Genomic DNA, 19,370 nt, shown 5'->3' with positions numbered 1-19,370 from the left:
TTTTAATAGCTGCATAGTGTATAAACACCATGTTAAATTAACTGTTGAATTTCGTAAATTTGTCATACAGTTTGAATAACTTATAGCTATTTAAACCTGTATTACCATGCAGTCACCTACCCTTTATCAGATTTTTCTGACTTTCTTCAAGCTTGGATGTACCGCATTTGGCGGACCTGCTGCACATCTGGTATTTTTTCACCATAAGATGGTCGGTCAATTGAACTGGTTGAATGATGCCCAATATCAACAACTGGTGGCATTAGCCCAACTCCTGCCAGGACCCAGTAGCAGTCAGGTCGGCATCGGCATCGGCTATATGCAACGAGGTTATAGCGGTGCCTTAATGGCCTGGCTAGGTTTTACTTTGCCATCTGCACTGTTAATGACTTTGGTTGCCCTGCTCGGACAGCGCTACTTTCATATTTTAAACTCACATAGCTTTCATGTGATCCAGCTTATTGTGTTTGCAGTGGTCAGCTGGGCATTCTGGCAAATGTTGCGTAGCTTCTGTAAATCCTGGTGGCAATATAGTCTAATGATCGCTGCCACAATCTTTCTGGCTGTCGTCCCACTCAGCTTTAACCAGATCCTGGTGATTCTACTGGCTGGCTTGATCAGTATTGCGATGAGCAAGTTTCAAAGTCAAGCACTGTTACAATCGACACCAGTGAAAAATACCACTCTAGACACCCCCTATATTCAGAAAAATCATGCAATTTACTGGTTTATCGCCTTTTTACTGCCCTTCATAAGTATCCCCTTTCTGGTTCAGTACCTGCACTGGTCTGAACTCGGTTTCTTTGCCGATTTCTATCGAACAGGTTCTTTGGTCTTTGGTGGTGGACATGTCATTTTGCCCCTGCTTCATCAGGACTTTGTCAGCACCCAGCTGGTCAGTGCACAGGCTTTTGACCTAGGTTATGCTTTTGCCCAGTTGATGCCTGGTCCGCTGTTCAGTTTTGCTAGTTATCTTGGTGCTTTATTGGACTGGACGGATCAGCTCTGGCTCAATGCCCTACTGGCGACTATTGCTATCTTCCTGCCCTCATTCTTGCTGATTTTTGCAAGCTTACCTTACTGGTCCTGGCTGATGCAGCAAGCTGTGATCCGTCATGCAGTGGCAGGGATTAATGCAGCAGTGGTCGGACTGTTACTTTATCTGGTCCTGCAACTTGGACAAAGTTATCTGAAAGACTGGGAAGATGTGGTATTTGTAATCGTGATGATTTACCTGCTGCGGTCAAAACTTCCACTCTGGTTCAGCCTGATTACAGGCTTCGCAGTCTATTATAGCTATCTCAGTTTTTTATAAACTGGATTAATAAAAAAGCCCCGAATGATTCAGGGCTTTTTCAATAGGGTTTTACCAGATATCGGATTTGACCTTGTCTTTAAACTTCGGATGTTGATCCAGTTTAAACACTGGCTCTTTCACCCCACGCTTTAACTGACCAGTATAGTCTTTCAGAAGCATCAGGATAAATGGCATCAATAACAGAATCGCAATCAGGTTAATACTTGCCATCACGCCCATGAACAGATCTGCCATGTTCCAGATCAGTGGTACGCTGGCAATCGAACCGAAATACACCATGAACAGTACCAGAATACGGAAGATCATCATCACACCTGGATTGTTATTGATGAACTGCACATTCCCTTCTGCATAGGCATAGTTCCCGATAATGGAAGAGTATGCAAACAGGAATAGAATCAATGCCAGGAAGTCATCCCCCCAGGCACCGATCTGGCTTTCTAGTGCCATCTGGGTCAGGGTTACGCCTTCAAATCCGGCATTTTCATACAGTCCAGACACCAGAATAATGATCGCGGTACATGAACACACCACAAAGGTATCTACAAATACACCCAGCATTTGTACTAGGCCCTGATTCACCGGATGTTTTACATCCGACGCAGCAGCAGCATTCGGCGCAGAACCCATCCCTGCTTCATTAGAAAACAGGCCACGCTTGATACCCATCATCATCGCCATAGAAACCATGGCACCGAAGAAACCACCTGCAGCAGCTTCAAACTCAAACGCTTTAGTGAAGATCAGCTGGAAGATAGATGGCAGCATATCGTAATTGATCACAGCAATATAAAGCGCCACAATCAGATAGAGAAGCGCCATAAATGGCACAAAGCTTTCAGCAACTTTTGCAATCCGCTTGATGCCACCGAAAATGATCACCGCAGTGATCAAGACCAGAAATAGACCTAACCATGAAACTTCAAGGTCAAAACCACCCAATGGCAAGTTCAGATTCGCCTGATCCCAGCCCCAGGCATGTGAAGTTGCACCAATAATCGCATTGGCCTGCACCGCATTAAAGACAAAGCCGTACGTCAAAATCAGCGCGATAGCAAAGAGGATACCCAGCCATTTCTGTTTCAAACCTTGCGTAATGTAATACGCTGGTCCACCACGGAACTGCTTGTTCTGGGTATCACGAATCTTGAACAGCTGTGCCAATGAAGATTCAACAAATGCCGAACTCATCCCCAGAAAAGCGGTAAACCACATCCAGAACACGGCACCTGGACCACCAATGGCAATGGCAATCGCAACACCAGCAACATTACCCACACCTACACGGCTAGCCAAACCCGTTACAAAGGCCTGGAATGGCGTAATCCCATGCTCATCCTTGGTTTCATTCCGGCTGCGTTTCATGACTTTCATACTGTGCCAGAACAGACGAATCTGTACGGCCCCAGTCATGATGGTATACAGAATACCCACTGCCACTAGGAAGACGACCAGAAAATCCCAAAGTGGACCATTTAGGGCATTGACCCAACCCAGCAGGGTTTCATTGAGCTGTTCATTCATATTCAATCCTTTCTATCCGTCTTAGATTTATTGTTATGACTCTGCATATCTATCCTTATACAAAGAATTTCAGAATTACCTGAATCACAGTGGCATTGATCAAGTCTACGAAGAACGCACCACAGAGCGGTACAATCAGGAAGGCCTTATGTGATGCACCGTACATATTGGTAATGGCCTGCATGTTTGCAACTGCCGTCGGTGTTGCCCCCATACCGAAACCACAGTGACCTGCTGCCAGGACAGCCGCATCATAGTTTTTGCCCATGACACGAAAGGTTATGAATGCTGCGTACAGTGCCATGGTAATAGTCTGTGCACCGAGGATCACCATCAGTGGGCCCGCAAGGTCGGCTAATTGCCATAATTTCAGAGATAACAATGCCATTGCCAGATAAAGTGATAATGAAGCATTACCAAATACATCAATCGCGCGATCAAAGACCTTAACCTTAAACACACCTTCAAGCACGTTACGCAGGATTACACCACCAGCCAGCGCCCAAACGAAGGTTGGCAGTTCAAATGCAGTACCTTTACTGAAACCGGTCATAAATTCTGCAAATGCCAGACAGCCTGCAAACAGACCCAGTGTAGTAATTGCATTATCTGCGGTAATCAGGCGTACGCGGTGTGGATATTCAAATGGAATGTATTCAGTTGAATTCACATCTAGCGGAGTATTATCACGTTTTTCAACCTGAGCCGCAGTACGAGGCGTGGCTAATTCATGGCGGTTAATCAGCATTTTCGCCAAAGGGCCACCGATGATACCGCCAATGATCAGACCGAAAGTCGCACTGGCCATACCAATCACCAGGGCACCCTGGATACCATGTTGCGTTTCCAGAATCTCGCCCCATGCACCTGCCGTACCGTGACCGCCAGTGAGTGTAATTGAACCTGCAATCAGACCAATCAGTGGATCAATACCCAACAGGCTAGCCAATGTCATACCGACAGTGTTCTGTACTATGATAAACACTGAAACTGCGATCAGGAAGATCACCAGACCAATACCACCTTCACGCAGCTTGGCAAAGTTTGCACTCAAACCAATCGATGCGAAGAAGATCAGCATAAAACTGGTCTGCAATTCTGCACTTGTGGTAATACTGTAACCCCACAAGCTATGGATGATCAGGGAGATAATCGCTGCAACCAGACCACCTGCAACAGGTTCTGGAATGTTATAGCGCTTTAAAAAATCGATTTTATTGACCAGGAAACGACCGAGCAATAAGACAATCACTGCAGCAATCAAGGTATAAAATGCGTTAAAAGTAAAATCCATAATTATTTGCCCAAGATGATTCTGAATTTTTGTTGTTCTAAAAGTAATCTTTTGACCTAAGTTTAGTGGATGATGTCCACCTCCCTACCCTATATCAGTCAACACGGACAGTAATCTCTTTTAGAAAAACAAAACAATTCAGCACCTGATTCAAATTCGTTAATGCAATCTGGCAGATTGCATATAACCCTAAGACCATCTTAAAAATACAATGTGCGAAATCTTGAGGCTGTTAAACAGTCGGTTCTGCATCGGAAGATGAGATAAAAGCTTCATCATCCTGCAGGATCTCGAAGCACAATATTTTTAAATTCATTCCAAACCCACAGATACGCTACAGAAATACCGCGATAACCACAGTTTTTATATTTACGATCTATTCAGAATGTTTAGAATGAACCTTCAGATGAAAAGTCGGACATTATGCGGTGTCTTAATGCACTGTATTATTGTTTTTTATTAACAATATTTTGACTTTTCATAAAAATAATTCATAAATAGATAATTTTTTGATCTATCTTTCCTTATTTTAAAGTTTTAACAATTCATTATAAATACCGCATATTTAATGGAGATTCATTGAAGCTTCGATCTATTTTATTAGGATTATTGTAGTCTATATTGCTTATACAGCATTTTTATGAAAGTTTTATTTATCTTAATCATAGGATATTTAAGAAAAAATTAATTTATAAATAGCTAATATTGGATTTAGCCGAGAATAAGAGGTGCAGCTGCATGTTTTAGAGATATGAAGTATTGATCAATTCCTAAAAACCAATATTTTTAGTTTAGCCTTTGCTTATGGATGAACTTACTTCATCGCATCAGCTATTATCATTTGTTTAGTTTATAGTCAGAACTTATCATCAAGGAAGTAACAATTCATATGGATCAAACAATCGTCAATGCTGTGGATCAAACCATCACTTCCCGTCATTCAGTTCGTGCTTTTCTGAATACGCCTGTAGATCAAAATACCTTGAAAGATATTTTAACGGTTGCCAGCCGCGCACCTTCCGGTACCAATACCCAGCCCTGGAAAGTCTATGTACTTACAGGTAAAAAACGCGATGAACTGGTCGAGAAAGTATGTCAGGCACAAATGGAAATTTATCAGAATCCAAAACTGGCTGAGCAATATAAAGAAACTTTCTCTTATTATCCTGAACAATGGCTTTCACCTTTTATTGACCGTCGCCGTGAAAATGGCTGGGGACTGTATGGCTTGCTGAATATTCAGAAAGGCGAAAAAGAGAAAATGGCACGCCAGCAGTTGCGTAATTTCCAGCTGTTTGATGCCCCAGTAGGTTTATTTTTTACTGTACACAAATCATTAGGCATTGGCTCGAAAATGGATATTTCCATGATGATCCAGAATGTGATGCTGGCAGCTAAAGCACGTGGATTAGATACTTGCCCACAGGCAGCTTGGAACTATTTTCATCCTATTGTGCTAGACGTGGTGGGTGCTCCTGAAGATGAAGAATTGGTTTGCGGTATGGCTCTCGGCTATGCAGATCCAGAGGATATTGTAAATACTTTCATTACGCCACGTGTGCCAGTTGAGGACTTCGCTGTCTTTTTAAATGACTAATTGTCTGAACTTGTAAGCTTATCTTGAGCAGTTATGCCGTCCCTATGTTTAATCCCCTTTAGGCGACGGCAGCTGCAGACGGTAAATGGTCACTGCCGCAATCCCAACAAAGATCGCCATTACCAGCGCCATATTAAATAAAGCATTCCACCACATAAAGTTCAGCAGAATCCCGCCAAGCAGACCACAGGCAAACTGCATGCTGCCCATAATGGCACTGGCAGTTCCAGCACGTGCCCCCTGCTCAGACATCGCAATCGCCATGGCATTTGGTCCGGTAAAACCAATAGATGCCACCACCATAAACATGGCAACAATGACCAGAATTAAAGATTCAGTCTCAATTATTCCCAGCACCAACAAAGCAATTACGCCACCAAGTTGTAAGGTCGTTCCGATTCTTAAACGACTTAAAATACCAAACCGATGCGCCAGCTTTTTATTCAGGGTGGAAAACAGCATAATCCCGACTGCATTGCCACCAAAGACATAGGCAAACTGCTGCTCGCTTAAATGAAAATGATCCATCAAAATCGCTGAAGATGAGGTGATATAACAGAACAGGACTGCACTGGAAAAACAACCAGCAAACATCGGCTTTCTGAAACTTTCATCCTGAAAAATTGCCTGATACAGGCTCATGACCTGGGTAAAATTTAGTTGTAAACGGCGTTCTGGCTCCAGGGTTTCTTTAAAGAAAAAATGTACACACGCCAGAATTACCAGACCAAACAGCATCAGTAATACAAAAATCATATTCCATTCAAATACCAGCAATACCCAGGCTCCGATACTCGGCGCTAGAATTGGAGCAATCGTACTGACAATCATCATGCTGGCAAAAGCCTGAGCTGCTGAGTGCATATCCAAGCGATCACGGATCGCAGCGCGGGCAATTACCACACCAACACATCCACCCAGGGCTTGCAGCACCCGTGCGGCAATTAGACTCCATTCATTCTGGGCAAATACACAGAGCAGACTTGCCACTACATATAAGGCTAAACCAAAGTACAATGGCGGTTTACGTCCGATACGGTCACTGACCGGACCATAGACCAGCTGCCCGATCGCTAGCCCCAGAAAATAGGCGGGCAAACTGTTTGCCACCTGCTGGGTAGTGACACCAAAATCATCAGCCATTTGTGGCAATGCCGACAGATACATATCAATAGAAAGCGGGCCAAGTGCAGTGAGGGATGCCAGTAATATGATCCAGGACATGGCATAGTTTTTATTGGTCGTTGTTGTCGACATAATAATATTTAGAATTTAAATGAGCGCTGTGCAGACAAGTTTACACAGAGCATAGTATGATTTGTGAAGCAAATTTACTTATTTTTATTGCTAAATTTTCACACACTTATTAAGTCTTTATCTAAAGACAGTGGTATAGAAGGACGAATCTTGAAATCCTGGCTCACTCGTTTCAAGCAAACCACCGGCAATACGACCTTTATGTATAATCTGCGGATGATCATTGCCTTTGCAGGAACTGCCTTTGTGCCTTATCTGATGGGTCAGCAGTTAATGACCATTCCACTGACCTTGGGTGTGGTGGCAGCAGGTTTAAGCGATATTGACGACCGCTTCTCGGTCCGGATTCTGAATCTCCTCTATACTTATATTGGCTTCTTTATTACAGCCTCTGCCGTTTATCTATTATTTCCGTACCCGATCCTGTTCGCCTTGGCACTCATCGTGTCCTGTATTGGCTTAATTCTGCTCGGCTCGCTGGGACGGCGTTATGCTACGATTTCATATGGCTGTCTGGTGATCTCGGTCTATTCCATGCTCGGGGTAGAATTATTTGATAACTGGTACACCCAGGCAGGCCTGCTGGTTATCGGTGCCATGTGGTATGGCCTGTTATCTACAATTAGTTTCCTGCTGTTCCCTGCCCGTCTGGCACAAGACAATTTGGCCAAGTGCTATTCGTCGCTCGGTAACTTTCTTTATGCCAAATCGAATCTATTTGATGTCGATATGACGTCGAATAGTTATCAGCAAAGCATGATTGAACTTTCACTTGAAAATGGCAAATTAATTGCGATTTTTAATGATATGAAAGCTGCTTTACTGACCCGACTCAAGGGAGATCGAGGACAGAAAGACACCCGTCGCAGCCTGCAATATTATTTTATTGCCCAAGACATTCATGAGCGGGCGGACTCAGCCCATATTGATTATCAGAAACTGGCAAAGATTTTTGAGCATAGCGATATTCTGTTCCGCTTTCAGCGCATTTTGTCGATTCAGGGCAAAGCCTGTAAGGACCTGAGCGAAAGTATCCTTCAGCGTAAAACCTACCAGCATAATTCGCGGTTTAAGCATGCCTTTAAGAATCTGCGCTATTCACTGGATAAGTTACGTCAGGAACAGCAGTATGATGAAGTCTGGATCAATGCACTGTTTTCTCTGTATCAGAACTTAAAGTCGATTGATGCCCAGTTACGTAATCTGGAAACCGAACGCAATATTAAGTTCGAGCGTGCCAAACATATTGAAAACCAGCTCAAAGATGACGACTTAAAAGGCTGGGAAGATATCCGGATCCGGATCAAACAGCATCTGACCCCGGAATCCGTGCTGTTCCGTCATGCGGTGCGTTTGTCGATTGTACTGCTGATTTCTTATATCTTTGTACAGCTGACCAATATCGAATATGGATACTGGATTCTGCTGACTGCCCTGTTCGTGAGTCAGCCCAACTTTAACGCCACCAAGCGCCGCTTACGTCTGCGGATAGTCGGCACATTGATTGGGATTAGCTTGGGCTTTGCCGTTCTATATTTTGTCCCTTCAATCGAAGGTCAATTACTGCTTCTGATCCTGAGTGGCGTGCTGTTCTTTGAATTACGCAGTAAGCAGTATGCGCAAGCTACAGCCTTCATCACCATTCTGGCTTTGATCAACTTTAACCTGGATGGTATGGGCTTTTCCGCAGCATTGCCACGGATGATTGATACCCTCATTGGCTGTGCGATTGCCTGGTTCGGGGTGAGCTTTATCTTCCCTGACTGGAAATTCCGCCGTCTACCGCGTTCAATCAAACGTTCTTTAAATGCTGAGGTCGATTATCTTAGCGAAGTGATTGAACAGTATAAAACTGGGCGTAACAATGGTCTGCGTTACCGGATCGTGCGTCGCGCTGCACATAATACCGATGCTGAAGTTGCTTCCCTGATTTCGACCTTGGCGACTGAGCCCGATTTTGATCCTTTGCAAAAGAGCCAGGCTTTCGAATTTCTTTGTCTGAATCATACCCTGATCAGCTATATTGCTGCGCTAGGTGCACATCGTGAGAAAATCGAAGATCAGGAAATTTTAAGCCTGCTAGATCAAGCGCTTGAAGACATTCGTGGAGCATTACTGGCCGATGAAGTGCCCGATCTTAGTGCACAGAATATGATCCACAATATTCGTCAACGCCTGTCACACCAGCAGGATGAAGACCAGAAATCCCTGATCATTTTGCAGCAACTGTCCTTAATGTTCAGTATCTTGAATCAACTCAGTCAGTTAAAGCAAGGTTTAAGCCATGAACGTGATGAGCAGGCAACCGAATTAGCCTCATTATAATTTGACTGATTTTGGAACAATATACTCACTGAATTGGTACAAATAATGCTAAACTTTTTGCAGTTTTAAATTTGTAAATTTCACTATGACCGCGAAAAATTTATACGCCTATACCCTACAGCCTGTGAACTATGAAGTGACAGAACAGGAACAACGTCATGCTCAGCTAATGATCTGGCGCAGTACCAATAAAATTGGCATGAAAGCCTGGCTGATCATGGGTGCAGTTGTGGCACTTTCTATTCTGGGCATTATCATGCTCAAGAACTATTCTACGATTTTTTGCTGGGTGGCACTGGTGTGTGTGGTGCTGTACTACCTGATCCGTACTTTTGGTCTGGAATGGTATGTAAAGCGTAAGATGAACGAATTTCCAGTTCAGGAAATTAAAGGTATTCGTCTGGGTGTACAACCTCACGGGATCGTGATGCGTCAGAAAATGGGTCTACAAGAAGGTGTAGGTGCGATTGGCTGGAAAGACATCTATGAATGGTACAATACACCTGAATTCATGCTGGTTAATTTCAAAGTTAAAGGTCAGCAAGGTGCTTATATCCTGCCAAAACGCCTGGATAGCAAAAATTTCTCATTCGAAACCATTCGCAAGCATTTACGTGAAGAAGTAGGCGAACCGAAAGAAATCTGATACGAACTTTCATTAAAAAAAACCTCCTACCTGGGTACGGAGGTTTTTTTGTATTTATAACTGTAAACGATAATGAGAATAAATATTATCCGCAAAATCCATCATTCTATTGCGATATTCCTTTATAATCAGACCATTTTCTAATATTCGTATTTTCATCCAACGACCATGTTTAAAAAAACCTTTTTCCAGATCCACTGGTTTCTTGGAATTACTGCCGGTCTGGTCCTGTCAATTATGGGCGTTACCGGGGCGATATATTCCTATGAACAACAGATCCTGAAATGGATCAATACGGACAGTTATACCGTACAGGCACAATCCGGGCCGAAACTCAGCCCGGCTGAGCTGTATCAGCACTTTAAGCAGCAAAATCCTGAAATGCAGATCAACAGCGTGAGCCTGGATGCCAGTCCAACAGGATCCAGTACGGTTAATATTGCCAAAGAAGGTGCTCGTCGTGGCTACAACATGATGGTCAACCCATATACGGCTGAAGTACTGCCTGAAATCAAAGGCCGCGAGTTCTTCCAGTTCATACAGCAGCTACACCGTTATTTAACCATGGGTCCTGTTGGCAAGCAGATCACAGGTGCCTGTGCCCTGATGCTGATTTTCTTTGTCTTGTCGGGTCTTTACCTACGCTGGCCAAAACGCCATTCAGTGAAGCAGTGGCTAGCTGTGAAGCCGCAACTGAAAGGTCGTAACTTTATCTGGGATCTGCACGCGGTTGTTGGAACCTGGGTCGTGATTTTTTACCTGATCCTGGCGTGTACCGGACTGTACTGGTCTTATGACTGGTGGCGCAATGGTATGTTCAAGGTGCTGGGTGTAGAACGTCCACAACCTGAAATGCAGCAAGGTCAAGGCGGCCGTGGTGGTGCAGAACAAGGTCGTAGTGCTGGCGAATCACGTGGTGAAGGTCAACGTGGTTCTCGTGGTGAAGGTGCAGGCGAACGCGGTCCACAAAGCGAAGGTCAGCGCGAAAATCGCGGTGAAGGTCGTGAGAAAGGTGTTGATGATACCGTTTTACTTACTGCATTGAACAAGAGCTGGGCAGGTTTCCAGAATGAATTCAATGACAAATATTCAACAGTTACTTTTAATATTCCTAATAAAGCCGATGGTGAACTGAAACTCAGCTTTACCGATGTTGAAGTTCAGCATGAGCGTGCCCGTAATAATGCTACTTATAACTATCAGGATGCAGCTTTTACATTGGTAGAAATGTATGAAGACAAAAAGCTGAATGAAAAGATCATGAGCAGTATGCTACCGGTGCACCGTGGCAGCTTCTTTGGTCCGATTTATCAGTTCTTTGCCATGGTCGCGTCACTGCTGATGCCACTTTTCTTTGTGACCGGCTGGATGCTGTATCTGAAGCGTCGTAAACAGAAGAAATTAACCCTTGCCGCACGTCAAGGCGCTACAGCCGTCGATATTGATCCAAATGCCAAGCCTTGGCTGATTGCTTATGCCACACAAACCGGTGTTTCTGAACAGCTGGCATGGCGTACCGCAACAGCCTTACAACAAGCGCATCAACCAGCAACGGTAAAATCCGTACAACAGCTGACGCTGGCTGATCTGCAACAGGCTGAACAGGTGCTCTTTATTGCAAGTACTTATGGTACCGGTGAAGCACCAGACCTGGCTTCGTCATTTGAGAAGAAAATTATATCCGGTCAGGCTGACCTGAATCATCTTCATTATGCTGTACTGGCGCTGGGTTCTAAAGAATATCCGGATACTTTCTGTAGTTTTGGTCACCGTATTGATCAATGGCTGAAAAATAATGGTGCTCAGCAATTATTTGCCACTATTGAAGTCGACAATGCCAGTAACGAGCATATCCAGCAATGGAATGCCGCACTCGCTCAGTCAACTCAGCTAGAACTTCAGGCCATGGACATTGATAAAACCTTTGACCATTGGACCCTTGTAAAACGTGAGGTGTTGAATCCAGGCAGTCTGGGAGCTCCAGCCTTTAACCTGGAATTTAAACCTGAACATGAAGCACAATGGCAAGCGGGTGATATTGCAGAAATCCAGCCAGGGAACAGTGCTGAACGCATTGCGCAATTCCTGGCAGCACACCAAATTCCTGCAGGTACTGTGGTTGCCTCTATGCAGCAACGTATAGAAGACATCCTTTGGAATCGTGATCTGACTCAGCCAATTTTCCCATTTATTTCTTCAGAAGAATTACTGAATCAGTTACCCGTGTTACCAACACGTGAATATTCTATTGCCAGTATTCCAAGCCAACAGATCTTACGTCTGGTGGTTCGTCAGCAAAAGGATACCTCTGGTGAACTTGGTCTAGGTTCAGGCTGGTTAACACAATATGCTGCACTCAATGCACCTATTGCCTTGCGTATTCGCAGCAATGATTCCTTCCATCTGGTGGATGATAACCGCCCAATTATCTGTATTGGTAATGGTACCGGGATCGCTGGCCTGATGAGTTTACTGCATACTCGTAACCGTCAGGACTATAATGAAAACTGGCTGATCTTCGGTGAACGTCAGCGTGCACACGATTTCTTCTATCAGGAAACCCTGGAAGCCTGGTTGACTGTAGGTACACTAAAACGTCTGGATCTGGCATTCTCACGTGATCAGGCTGAAAAAGTTTATGTACATCACAAGCTCCGTGAACAGGCGGATGAGCTGAAAACCTGGGTGAACAATGGTGCTGTGATTTATGTCTGCGGTAGCATTGATGGCATGGCCAGTGATGTCGATCAGGCACTGATTGATATTCTAGGTGAATCAACTGTTGATCAATTACGTCAGGACGGTCGTTATCGCCGTGATGTGTATTAATCAGTGAATGATAGAAAAACCGGGCCATGTTGCCCGGTTTTTTCTTGCCTATAGAACTGAAATACCTACAATAAAATATGAAAATTACAGGATTATTCATGTCAGATTTTTATAAACGCCTGATCAGTAGTATTGTAGGGATTTTACTGAGTGCAGACAGTCTCTGGTTACTCTTACAGAACAAGATTCATCTGGGAATCTTGCTACCACTATTGATTGGCGTGTTACTGATTATTTACGCCCTGTTCTTTTCCTATTTCCAGCAATGGCACCAGCACTCCAGGTTTCGTTCCAATGTATGGAAATGGATGTGGATTGGATTTTTTACCTGGGTTGCCAGTGTTCTGATCTTCTTTGGCTATATTCAAAGCAATATCAATAGTGATAATACCCAATTGCCAACCAAGGCAATCCTGGTTTTAGGTAGTGGTATAGAAAACAACCGACCCTCGCCAACCTTGCAAAAACGTCTCGACACTGCAGCTAAATATGCACAATTGCATCCAGAAGCATTGATCATTATGACGGGCGGCTTGAGTTTTCAGGAGAAATATACTGAAGCCGAAGTGATGCAGGCTTACCTTAAACAGTCATATCCTGCTGTTCGTAATCCAGTTGTAATGGAAGATCAAAGTACCAGCACCGAACTCAATCTGATCAACTCCAAAAAGATTTTAAAAAGTCATCAGATTACTTTGAATGATCCAATTACCATTGTCACCAGTGACTTTCATAGCATTCGTGCTCGTGCCATAGCCAGACATCAGGGCTATACACAGGTCATCAGTATTAGCGCAGAAACACCACTATATATTCGCTATAACTCGTGGCTACGCGAGTATTTTGCTTTTCTTAGCGGCTGGTTGCTGAATGAATATTAAAAAAGAGTTATTTAAAAGATGAAAATCAATGCAATCGGATTTGGCGTGGCAATGGAATATGACCGCTTTTAAAGATCTCCGGCTTCTGCACATAAATCTGATACAGATAATTCTTGATATCCAGCAGCATTTTTTCTGGTGCAACCAGAATATTTTGCCCTTCAGGCGTCAGATCTAGAGATAAAGCGGTATGCTCTTCACGCAGGAAAGGAATCACTTTTTCAATAAAGTCTTTAAAGCTGATTTCCTGAATTTCGTATTTTTCCCAGTTATCTTTGATGAGCAGTTTTGCCAAGCCTTTACTCTGCCAGGTTGCAAAAGCCTTTTGCCCTGTTGGCGTTGCACAGAGTGCCCAGCCATCTTGGTATAAGGCGTAAATGCAGCCTTGTACCACAATTGTTTCGATGAACTGTTTATAAACTTGTAGAGGATCGTAAGGAGTATTTTGAGCTTTAGCCGCGGCCTTGCGCTGATATGGATTTCTCATAGCCATGAAATCTTATAAATTATTATAGACTTAGGATTCTAAGAAAAATTGAGATTTTAAGCAAGAGAGAATATGGTGGGCGCTGACGGGATCGAACCGCCGACATTCTGCTTGTAAGGCAGACGCTCTACCAACTGAGCTAAGCGCCCTTTCAAATCGACTTCATCGCTTGATGAGGTGCATTATAGAGAATCTTCACAGCGTGTCAAACGCTTTTCCGAATGTTTTCCACTTTTTAGGTTCGAGTGATTAAAAAATAGGTTGATCGCCAAAAAAAACAACACTTTTTGTTTATTTTTAGGACTTACGCATTGACAGATTCAAAAAAGTATTAAAATACTTTATAAAGTATCTGTGATCAGACGAATTAAACATGCTTCTACAGCAACTTGTACATTACCCATTTATATGGGCTTTCTCATGACAGAACCGAACTCTATTAGCTGCACACAACTTGCCGAGACTTATAATATCTCGCATGATAGTGTAAATCGCTTTCTAGAGCGTGAAGACTACACACCTCACGACCTATATCAAGAAGCAATTCAACATATTGATAATAATAAACTTATAGTCAGTATTGATGATACTGTTTTAGATAAACCGTATAGTCAGCATATGGACTTAGTTAGCTATTTTTGGTCAGGCAAACACCACCGATCCGTCAAAGGTATTAATCTCATTACCTTGTATGCGACAGATCAAAATGGTCAAAATATTCCAATTAATTTCCGAATTTATGACAAATCTGAAAGTAAAACCAAGAATGATTACTTTATGGATATGTTAAGTGAAGTACTCAGTTGGGGTGCAAAGATTCAATTTATTACAGGTGATAGTTGGTATTCATCGACTGAAAATCTAAAAACCATAAGAAAATATGGTATTCGATTTATGTTTGGTGTCGACAGTAACCGTAAGGTTTCCCCAGAAAAAGGACAATGGTTTCAACTGCGTTTATTGCCAGATTTCCATCAGGGTCAAGTGGTCTGGCTCAAAGATTTTGGCTTTGTACAATTATTTAAGACTCAGTTAAAAGAACAGCAGAGGTTTTATATTGTGCATCAAGATGAAGATGATTTATTGTCCTTTGAGGGTTTTCATGAATTACATTCAAGTCATTGGAAAATAGAACAATATCACCGAGTGATTAAACAGGTTTGTCATATTGAAAAGTTTCAAGTAAGACGGTCTAAACTGATTTTGAATCATATTTTTTCAGCCTTAATGGCCTACGTTGAGATACAAAAGAACCAGTTTGAGGGGATCTTTGAAAATGTATATCATTGGCAGAAGAAATTATTTAGACCAATGATCAAAAACTTCATTGATGACTTTATTCTCGATAAAAATCATCTGCTACCACAGAGAGTCTATAAATAACAGTGCGTAAGTCCTAATTTTTTAAGTCTATACCGAAATTTATTGAATCTCGAACTCAGATAAGGCGGTATTCATTGCTTGCTGGATCGTTCGTTATATACACCGTACGGTCCAAAAGCCGCTATTTCACTGAAATAGTATACAAAGCTTTATTTAAGGACACGTTGTGATCATGTAAAAACGTATCTGCAATTATTTTTAATCAAAAATAAGTCGGGATTTATGCCATATTTTTCGATTTAGGAGGAAATTCAGCTTATTTCAAAGGCAAACGATGCTTTTCATCATGCTCTAAAGCTGTCTGGTCATTCATATTTAAATGTGAATAGTGAGATAAAATCCTTTTACGCTCTCTACTCCATCTCACTCTCTGTAGAGATTTAAAATAGGAGCCATGAAAACATTGGTAAGAGACTATTTTTCTAAAGAATGTTCTGAGATATAAACCAGAGCCTGCTCATTAACCAGATCAAACAGCTCGATCAGGTCGGTATTACGCATACGGATACAGCCATGTGACATTGGTATCCCCATCGGTTCTGTATCTGGCGTGCCATGAATGTAGATATAACGGCGGTAAGTATCACAACCTTCACCATAGTTAAAACCGTCTTCCAAACCACTCAGCCATAAAATCCGGGTCAGAATCCAGTCCCGATTGGGAAATTCTGCTGCCAGTGATTCAGAATAAATCTCTCCTGTAGCCTGACGGGCAATGAATACACTATTCAATGGTGTATCAGCCCCGATTTTTTGCGTAACTTTATGCCAGCCTCGAGGCGTTTTACCACTATTTTCTATTTCTCCGATACCATTTTTACCACTTGAAATTGAATAACTCTTGGCAAAACGAGGTAGATACAGTTTTTGTGCAGCCAGATCAATCTGAATATCGGCTTGTTCTATAGTCCATTGCTGCATACATTTATTCCCTTTCAGACGGTATATGCTTTTCAGAGATTGGCTTGGGTTCCGGGCGGCACCATAACCAGATTGCCACGATTAGCATGGTCAGATCAGTAAAGATTTTGACAGCCAGCGGTGCATTGGTAAATAACATGATAATCCCGCTAACCAGCATCATGATACTGGCAAACCATTTGGCTTTACGCGGCACGGTCCGATTGGCACGCCAGTCGCGTAAAGTCTGTCCATATTTAGGGTGATTCAGCAGCCACTCATCCATCTGCGGCCAGCCTTTAGAGGCAGCCCATGTGGCCAGAATCAAGAAAACCGTTGTTGGCATGCCAGGCAAAACCGCACCTATAAAGCCTAATGTCACAAAAATGACCACCAGACTTCGCCAAAACAACACTTTCATACAGCAACCCTAACCATGGAATTGGGGTAGTATAAGGTGTTTTTGATTCTTATCCGTTGTATTTCTGCATATTTAGCTAGGACTCTTCATGCCTGTACCCTGCCTGACTCAGGACTTTATTGAACCGTGGCAACAGTATCAGCATCCACTGGTACGTCAGCTGGCATTCGCTGTTGGCAGTCCAAATATCCTTTCTCAGGTGCCTGACAAACTTGAACTAGAGCATGCCTTTTACTTGCATTCAGATCAAATGTGGCAACAATATCTGGAAAATTATCATCCACGACTTTTAGAACTGGATCAAAATCCACAGGCTTTGGAAAACTTTGTTGCACAACTCAAAAGTACCCGTCTTGGACTGCGTTTCGAAATGCTGATCTGGTTTTGGCTGCTGGATAAGGGTTATCATCCCTATACCCTGCTTGGACATAGTATTCAGAAGATTGACGGATCCAGAACCTTTGGTGAACTCGATTTTCTGCTGTTCAATAAAATCAGCGGAAAAATTGAACACTGGGAAATTGCTTTAAAATACTATCTGGCTGAAGCAGATTTTAGCTTGCCGCATTGGTATGGCTTAAACCGAAGCGATACCTTGAATCGCAAGTTGCAGCATTTCACCCAAAAACAGTTCCAGTTTCCGGATGCGCTGGATTATCCGATTGATCAGCGATTCTGCATATTGAAGGGACAACTGTATTTACCAGTCCATCGCAGCGCGCCTATTCCAGACTGGGTGAATACAGGACGGCGTTTGGGCAGCTGGGGCTATCAGATTCCAGACCGGGAACAAGGCTTTTATCGTTTGCAACGACATGAATGGATCTATCCAAACCGGCATATGAGCAGTGACTATCCACAGTGGTGGACTAATGGCTTATATAAATCGGCACTCAGCGGAGATTTCTATATGTTCCGTGTCCCGACACTGATCTAGGATATTTACTGAAAAATTTGATAACTATTACATTAATTTACGCAAGCACTATGAAAACCATATATTTTTTCTTTCGTATATTTTCTAATCTAACTTCCACATCATAATAATTTTATTATTGATAACACGGAGATGATGATGAAAAAAATTCTTGCAACTTCTTTAATCTTGGCATTTGTACTTACAGGTTGTAATACTGTGAAAGGCGTTGGTAAAGATGTGTCTAAAGCGGGTGAAGCCGTGACTGGTACAGCAGAAAAAACTGCTGATAAAATTCACCGCAACTAATCTTATTGCCTTAGTAAAAGAACCCTGCGCTTGTCAGGGTTTTTTTATGCCTGAGATTCCCAAATTACTATTTCTTCGCCTATCATAGTGCACACAATATTCTTGATTTATGAATGAATCTCATATGACATCTTCCGCAACTCTCGATTTAAGCCTGCAACTGTTACGTCAGCCTTCCGTTACTCCAGTCGATCATGATTGCCAGAACATCATGGCAGAACGCCTGAAAAAGGTAGGCTTCAACATCGAAAACATGCGTTTTGAAGATGTCGATAATATTTGGGCGCGCAAAGGGACGGAAGGCCCGGTGTTCTGTTTTGCAGGTCATACAGATGTAGTGCCAACCGGCAATCTGGATGCCTGGAACTCTGACCCGTTCCTGCCAGAAATCCGTGATGGTAAACTTTATGGTCGCGGCAGTGCAGATATGAAAACTGCATTGGCAGCCATGGTCGTTGCTACTGAGCGCTTTGTAGAGAAATATCCAGATCATAAAGGTTCAATTGCTTACCTGATCACTTCTGATGAAGAAGGTCCATCAATCAATGGTACAGTAAAAGTCATTCAGGCCTTAGAAGCGCGTAATGAGAAAATTACCTGGTGTCTGGTAGGTGAACCATCTAGTACCAATAAACTTGGTGATATTGTTAAAAACGGCCGTCGTGGCTCATTGAATGCCAACCTGACTGTCAAAGGTAAACAAGGTCATGTGGCCTATCCGCATCTTGCTGTGAATCCAATTCATACTGCATCTAAAGCCATCGCTGAACTCTGTGAAACTGTTTGGGATAATGGCAATGAATACTTCCCGGCAACCTCTTTCCAGATTTCCAATATCAATGCTGGCACAGGTGCAACCAACGTTGTTCCAGGCACAATGAATTTGCTGTGCAACTGGCGTTATTCAACTGAAGTGACTGCTGACGAATTAAAAGCACGCACTTTAGAAGTTCTGGATCGTCATGGTGTGGAATATGACATTCAGTGGACTTTATCTGGCCTGCCATTCCTGACACCAGTCGGTGAACTGGTGAATGCTGCAAAAGATGCGATTCGTGATGTCACTGGTACTGAAACCGAACTGTCAACTTCTGGAGGTACTTCAGATGGCCGTTTCATTGCCCCTACCGGTGCTCAAGTCCTTGAGCTAGGCGTATTGAATGCAACGATTCACCAGATTAATGAGCATGTCGATATTGCAGATCTGGAACCACTGGCTGAAATTTACGAAAAAATCCTGATCAATCTGTTGGCAAACTAAGCCAGATTGAAAAGCTCCAAAT

The 19,370-nt window shown here is 42.9% G+C and carries 16 protein-coding genes and 1 tRNA gene; 10 read left to right on the top strand and 7 right to left on the bottom strand.

The annotated features are described in order from the left end of the window. Nucleotides 1-106 precede the first annotated feature (106 nt). Nucleotides 107-1,315, top strand: coding sequence for a chromate efflux transporter (gene chrA, locus HADU_RS14585; protein ID WP_008307532.1), 1,209 nt, complete (start codon nt 107-109; stop codon nt 1,313-1,315). 51 nt (nt 1,316-1,366) lie between these two features. On the opposite strand, the gene HADU_RS14580 is transcribed toward chrA, so the two are convergent. After that, nucleotides 1,367-2,842, bottom strand: coding sequence for an alanine/glycine:cation symporter family protein (locus HADU_RS14580; protein WP_005222998.1), 1,476 nt, complete (start codon nt 2,840-2,842; stop codon nt 1,367-1,369). Between the two features lie 55 nt (nt 2,843-2,897). Then, nucleotides 2,898-4,136 carry a sodium/glutamate symporter gene (gltS, locus tag HADU_RS14575; RefSeq protein WP_005223001.1) on the bottom strand — a complete coding sequence of 413 codons (1,239 nt, stop codon included), beginning with the start codon at nt 4,134-4,136 and terminating at the stop codon, nt 2,898-2,900. Nucleotides 4,137-5,025: 889 nt separating this feature from the next. On the opposite strand from gltS, the gene HADU_RS14570 reads away from it, so the two are divergent. Beyond that, on the top strand, nt 5,026-5,733 hold the full coding sequence (locus tag HADU_RS14570) for a nitroreductase (RefSeq protein ID WP_005223003.1): 708 nt from the start codon (nt 5,026-5,028) through the stop codon (nt 5,731-5,733). Nucleotides 5,734-5,781: 48 nt separating this feature from the next. On the opposite strand, the gene HADU_RS14565 is transcribed toward HADU_RS14570, so the two are convergent. After that, a complete protein-coding gene (locus HADU_RS14565) occupies nt 5,782-6,990 on the bottom strand; it encodes a multidrug effflux MFS transporter (protein WP_034593096.1) in 1,209 nt (402 codons plus the stop codon). Between the two features lie 150 nt (nt 6,991-7,140). On the opposite strand from HADU_RS14565, the gene yccS reads away from it, so the two are divergent. The 4 genes from yccS (at nt 7,141) to HADU_RS14545 (ending at nt 13,671) form a co-directional block, all read left to right on the top strand. Next, a complete protein-coding gene (gene yccS / locus HADU_RS14560) occupies nt 7,141-9,315 on the top strand; it encodes a YccS family putative transporter (protein WP_008307527.1) in 2,175 nt (724 codons plus the stop codon). Nucleotides 9,316-9,400: 85 nt separating this feature from the next. Further along, entirely contained in the window at nt 9,401-9,961 is a 561-nt protein-coding gene (locus tag HADU_RS14555) for a YcxB family protein (protein WP_004814787.1), read from the top strand. 168 nt (nt 9,962-10,129) lie between these two features. After that, nucleotides 10,130-12,790 (top strand): PepSY domain-containing protein, encoded by a 2,661-nt coding sequence (locus tag HADU_RS14550; protein ID WP_008307526.1) that lies wholly within the window; start codon nt 10,130-10,132, stop codon nt 12,788-12,790. A gap of 98 nt (nt 12,791-12,888) precedes the next feature. Next, nucleotides 12,889-13,671 carry a YdcF family protein gene (locus HADU_RS14545; RefSeq protein WP_008307524.1) on the top strand — a complete coding sequence of 261 codons (783 nt, stop codon included), beginning with the start codon at nt 12,889-12,891 and terminating at the stop codon, nt 13,669-13,671. A 25-nt stretch (nt 13,672-13,696) separates the two neighbouring features. Here HADU_RS14545 and HADU_RS14540 read toward each other — a convergent pair whose 3' ends face one another. Both HADU_RS14540 and HADU_RS14535 read right to left on the bottom strand, forming a co-directional pair. Continuing rightward, nucleotides 13,697-14,158, bottom strand: coding sequence for a DUF2750 domain-containing protein (locus tag HADU_RS14540; RefSeq protein ID WP_008307522.1), 462 nt, complete (start codon nt 14,156-14,158; stop codon nt 13,697-13,699). 73 nt (nt 14,159-14,231) lie between these two features. After that, nucleotides 14,232-14,307 (bottom strand) — tRNA-Val (locus HADU_RS14535). A gap of 205 nt (nt 14,308-14,512) precedes the next feature. Here HADU_RS14535 and HADU_RS14530 point away from each other — a divergent pair. After that, a complete protein-coding gene (locus HADU_RS14530) occupies nt 14,513-15,541 on the top strand; it encodes a transposase (RefSeq protein ID WP_081399017.1) in 1,029 nt (342 codons plus the stop codon). A gap of 414 nt (nt 15,542-15,955) precedes the next feature. Here the strand turns inward: HADU_RS14530 and elsL are convergent, their stop codons facing one another. Then, entirely contained in the window at nt 15,956-16,462 is a 507-nt protein-coding gene (gene elsL / locus HADU_RS14525) for a cell wall-recycling L,D-carboxypeptidase ElsL (RefSeq protein WP_008307519.1), read from the bottom strand. Nucleotides 16,463-16,466: 4 nt separating this feature from the next. Beyond that, the gene (locus HADU_RS14520; protein ID WP_008307518.1) at nt 16,467-16,862 is read right to left on the bottom strand and encodes a YbaN family protein; all 396 of its coding nucleotides are present in this window, start codon (nt 16,860-16,862) and stop codon (nt 16,467-16,469) included. An 88-nt stretch (nt 16,863-16,950) separates the two neighbouring features. Here HADU_RS14520 and HADU_RS14515 point away from each other — a divergent pair, with 88 nt between their 5' ends. The 3 genes from HADU_RS14515 to dapE all read left to right on the top strand — a co-directional run bounded on the left by HADU_RS14515 (nt 16,951) and on the right by dapE (nt 19,348). After that, a complete protein-coding gene (locus tag HADU_RS14515) occupies nt 16,951-17,799 on the top strand; it encodes a DUF1853 family protein (protein WP_008307517.1) in 849 nt (282 codons plus the stop codon). A 138-nt stretch (nt 17,800-17,937) separates the two neighbouring features. Then, the gene (locus HADU_RS14510) at nt 17,938-18,087 is read left to right on the top strand and encodes an entericidin A/B family lipoprotein (RefSeq protein ID WP_034593091.1); all 150 of its coding nucleotides are present in this window, start codon (nt 17,938-17,940) and stop codon (nt 18,085-18,087) included. 124 nt (nt 18,088-18,211) lie between these two features. Further along, entirely contained in the window at nt 18,212-19,348 is a 1,137-nt protein-coding gene (dapE, locus tag HADU_RS14505) for a succinyl-diaminopimelate desuccinylase (protein ID WP_008307515.1), read from the top strand. Nucleotides 19,349-19,370: the final 22 nt, after the last annotated feature.

Origin of the sequence: Acinetobacter sp. HA, from assembly GCF_000264725.1 — a bacterium.
GTDB classification, from domain to species: domain Bacteria; phylum Pseudomonadota; class Gammaproteobacteria; order Pseudomonadales; family Moraxellaceae; genus Acinetobacter; species Acinetobacter schindleri.
Note: the sequence above shows the minus strand (reverse complement) of the source record. Positions and strands in the feature narration are given on the sequence as shown.

What these genes read in the sequence shown, in the direction of transcription:
- HADU_RS14565 (WP_034593096.1), bottom strand. Translation starts at nt 6,990, where the DNA reads ATGTCGACAACAACGACCAATAAAAACTATGCCATGTCCTGGATCATA.
- HADU_RS14540 (WP_008307522.1), bottom strand. Translation starts at nt 14,158, where the DNA reads ATGAGAAATCCATATCAGCGCAAGGCCGCGGCTAAAGCTCAAAATACT.
- dapE (WP_008307515.1), top strand. Translation starts at nt 18,212, where the DNA reads ATGACATCTTCCGCAACTCTCGATTTAAGCCTGCAACTGTTACGTCAG.
- HADU_RS14515 (WP_008307517.1), top strand. Translation starts at nt 16,951, where the DNA reads ATGCCTGTACCCTGCCTGACTCAGGACTTTATTGAACCGTGGCAACAG.
- HADU_RS14545 (WP_008307524.1), top strand. Translation starts at nt 12,889, where the DNA reads ATGTCAGATTTTTATAAACGCCTGATCAGTAGTATTGTAGGGATTTTA.
- chrA (WP_008307532.1), top strand. Translation starts at nt 107, where the DNA reads ATGCAGTCACCTACCCTTTATCAGATTTTTCTGACTTTCTTCAAGCTT.
- HADU_RS14510 (WP_034593091.1), top strand. Translation starts at nt 17,938, where the DNA reads ATGAAAAAAATTCTTGCAACTTCTTTAATCTTGGCATTTGTACTTACA.
- HADU_RS14555 (WP_004814787.1), top strand. Translation starts at nt 9,401, where the DNA reads ATGACCGCGAAAAATTTATACGCCTATACCCTACAGCCTGTGAACTAT.
- HADU_RS14550 (WP_008307526.1), top strand. Translation starts at nt 10,130, where the DNA reads ATGTTTAAAAAAACCTTTTTCCAGATCCACTGGTTTCTTGGAATTACT.
- HADU_RS14570 (WP_005223003.1), top strand. Translation starts at nt 5,026, where the DNA reads ATGGATCAAACAATCGTCAATGCTGTGGATCAAACCATCACTTCCCGT.
- HADU_RS14580 (WP_005222998.1), bottom strand. Translation starts at nt 2,842, where the DNA reads ATGAATGAACAGCTCAATGAAACCCTGCTGGGTTGGGTCAATGCCCTA.
- elsL (WP_008307519.1), bottom strand. Translation starts at nt 16,462, where the DNA reads ATGCAGCAATGGACTATAGAACAAGCCGATATTCAGATTGATCTGGCT.
- HADU_RS14520 (WP_008307518.1), bottom strand. Translation starts at nt 16,862, where the DNA reads ATGAAAGTGTTGTTTTGGCGAAGTCTGGTGGTCATTTTTGTGACATTA.
- gltS (WP_005223001.1), bottom strand. Translation starts at nt 4,136, where the DNA reads ATGGATTTTACTTTTAACGCATTTTATACCTTGATTGCTGCAGTGATT.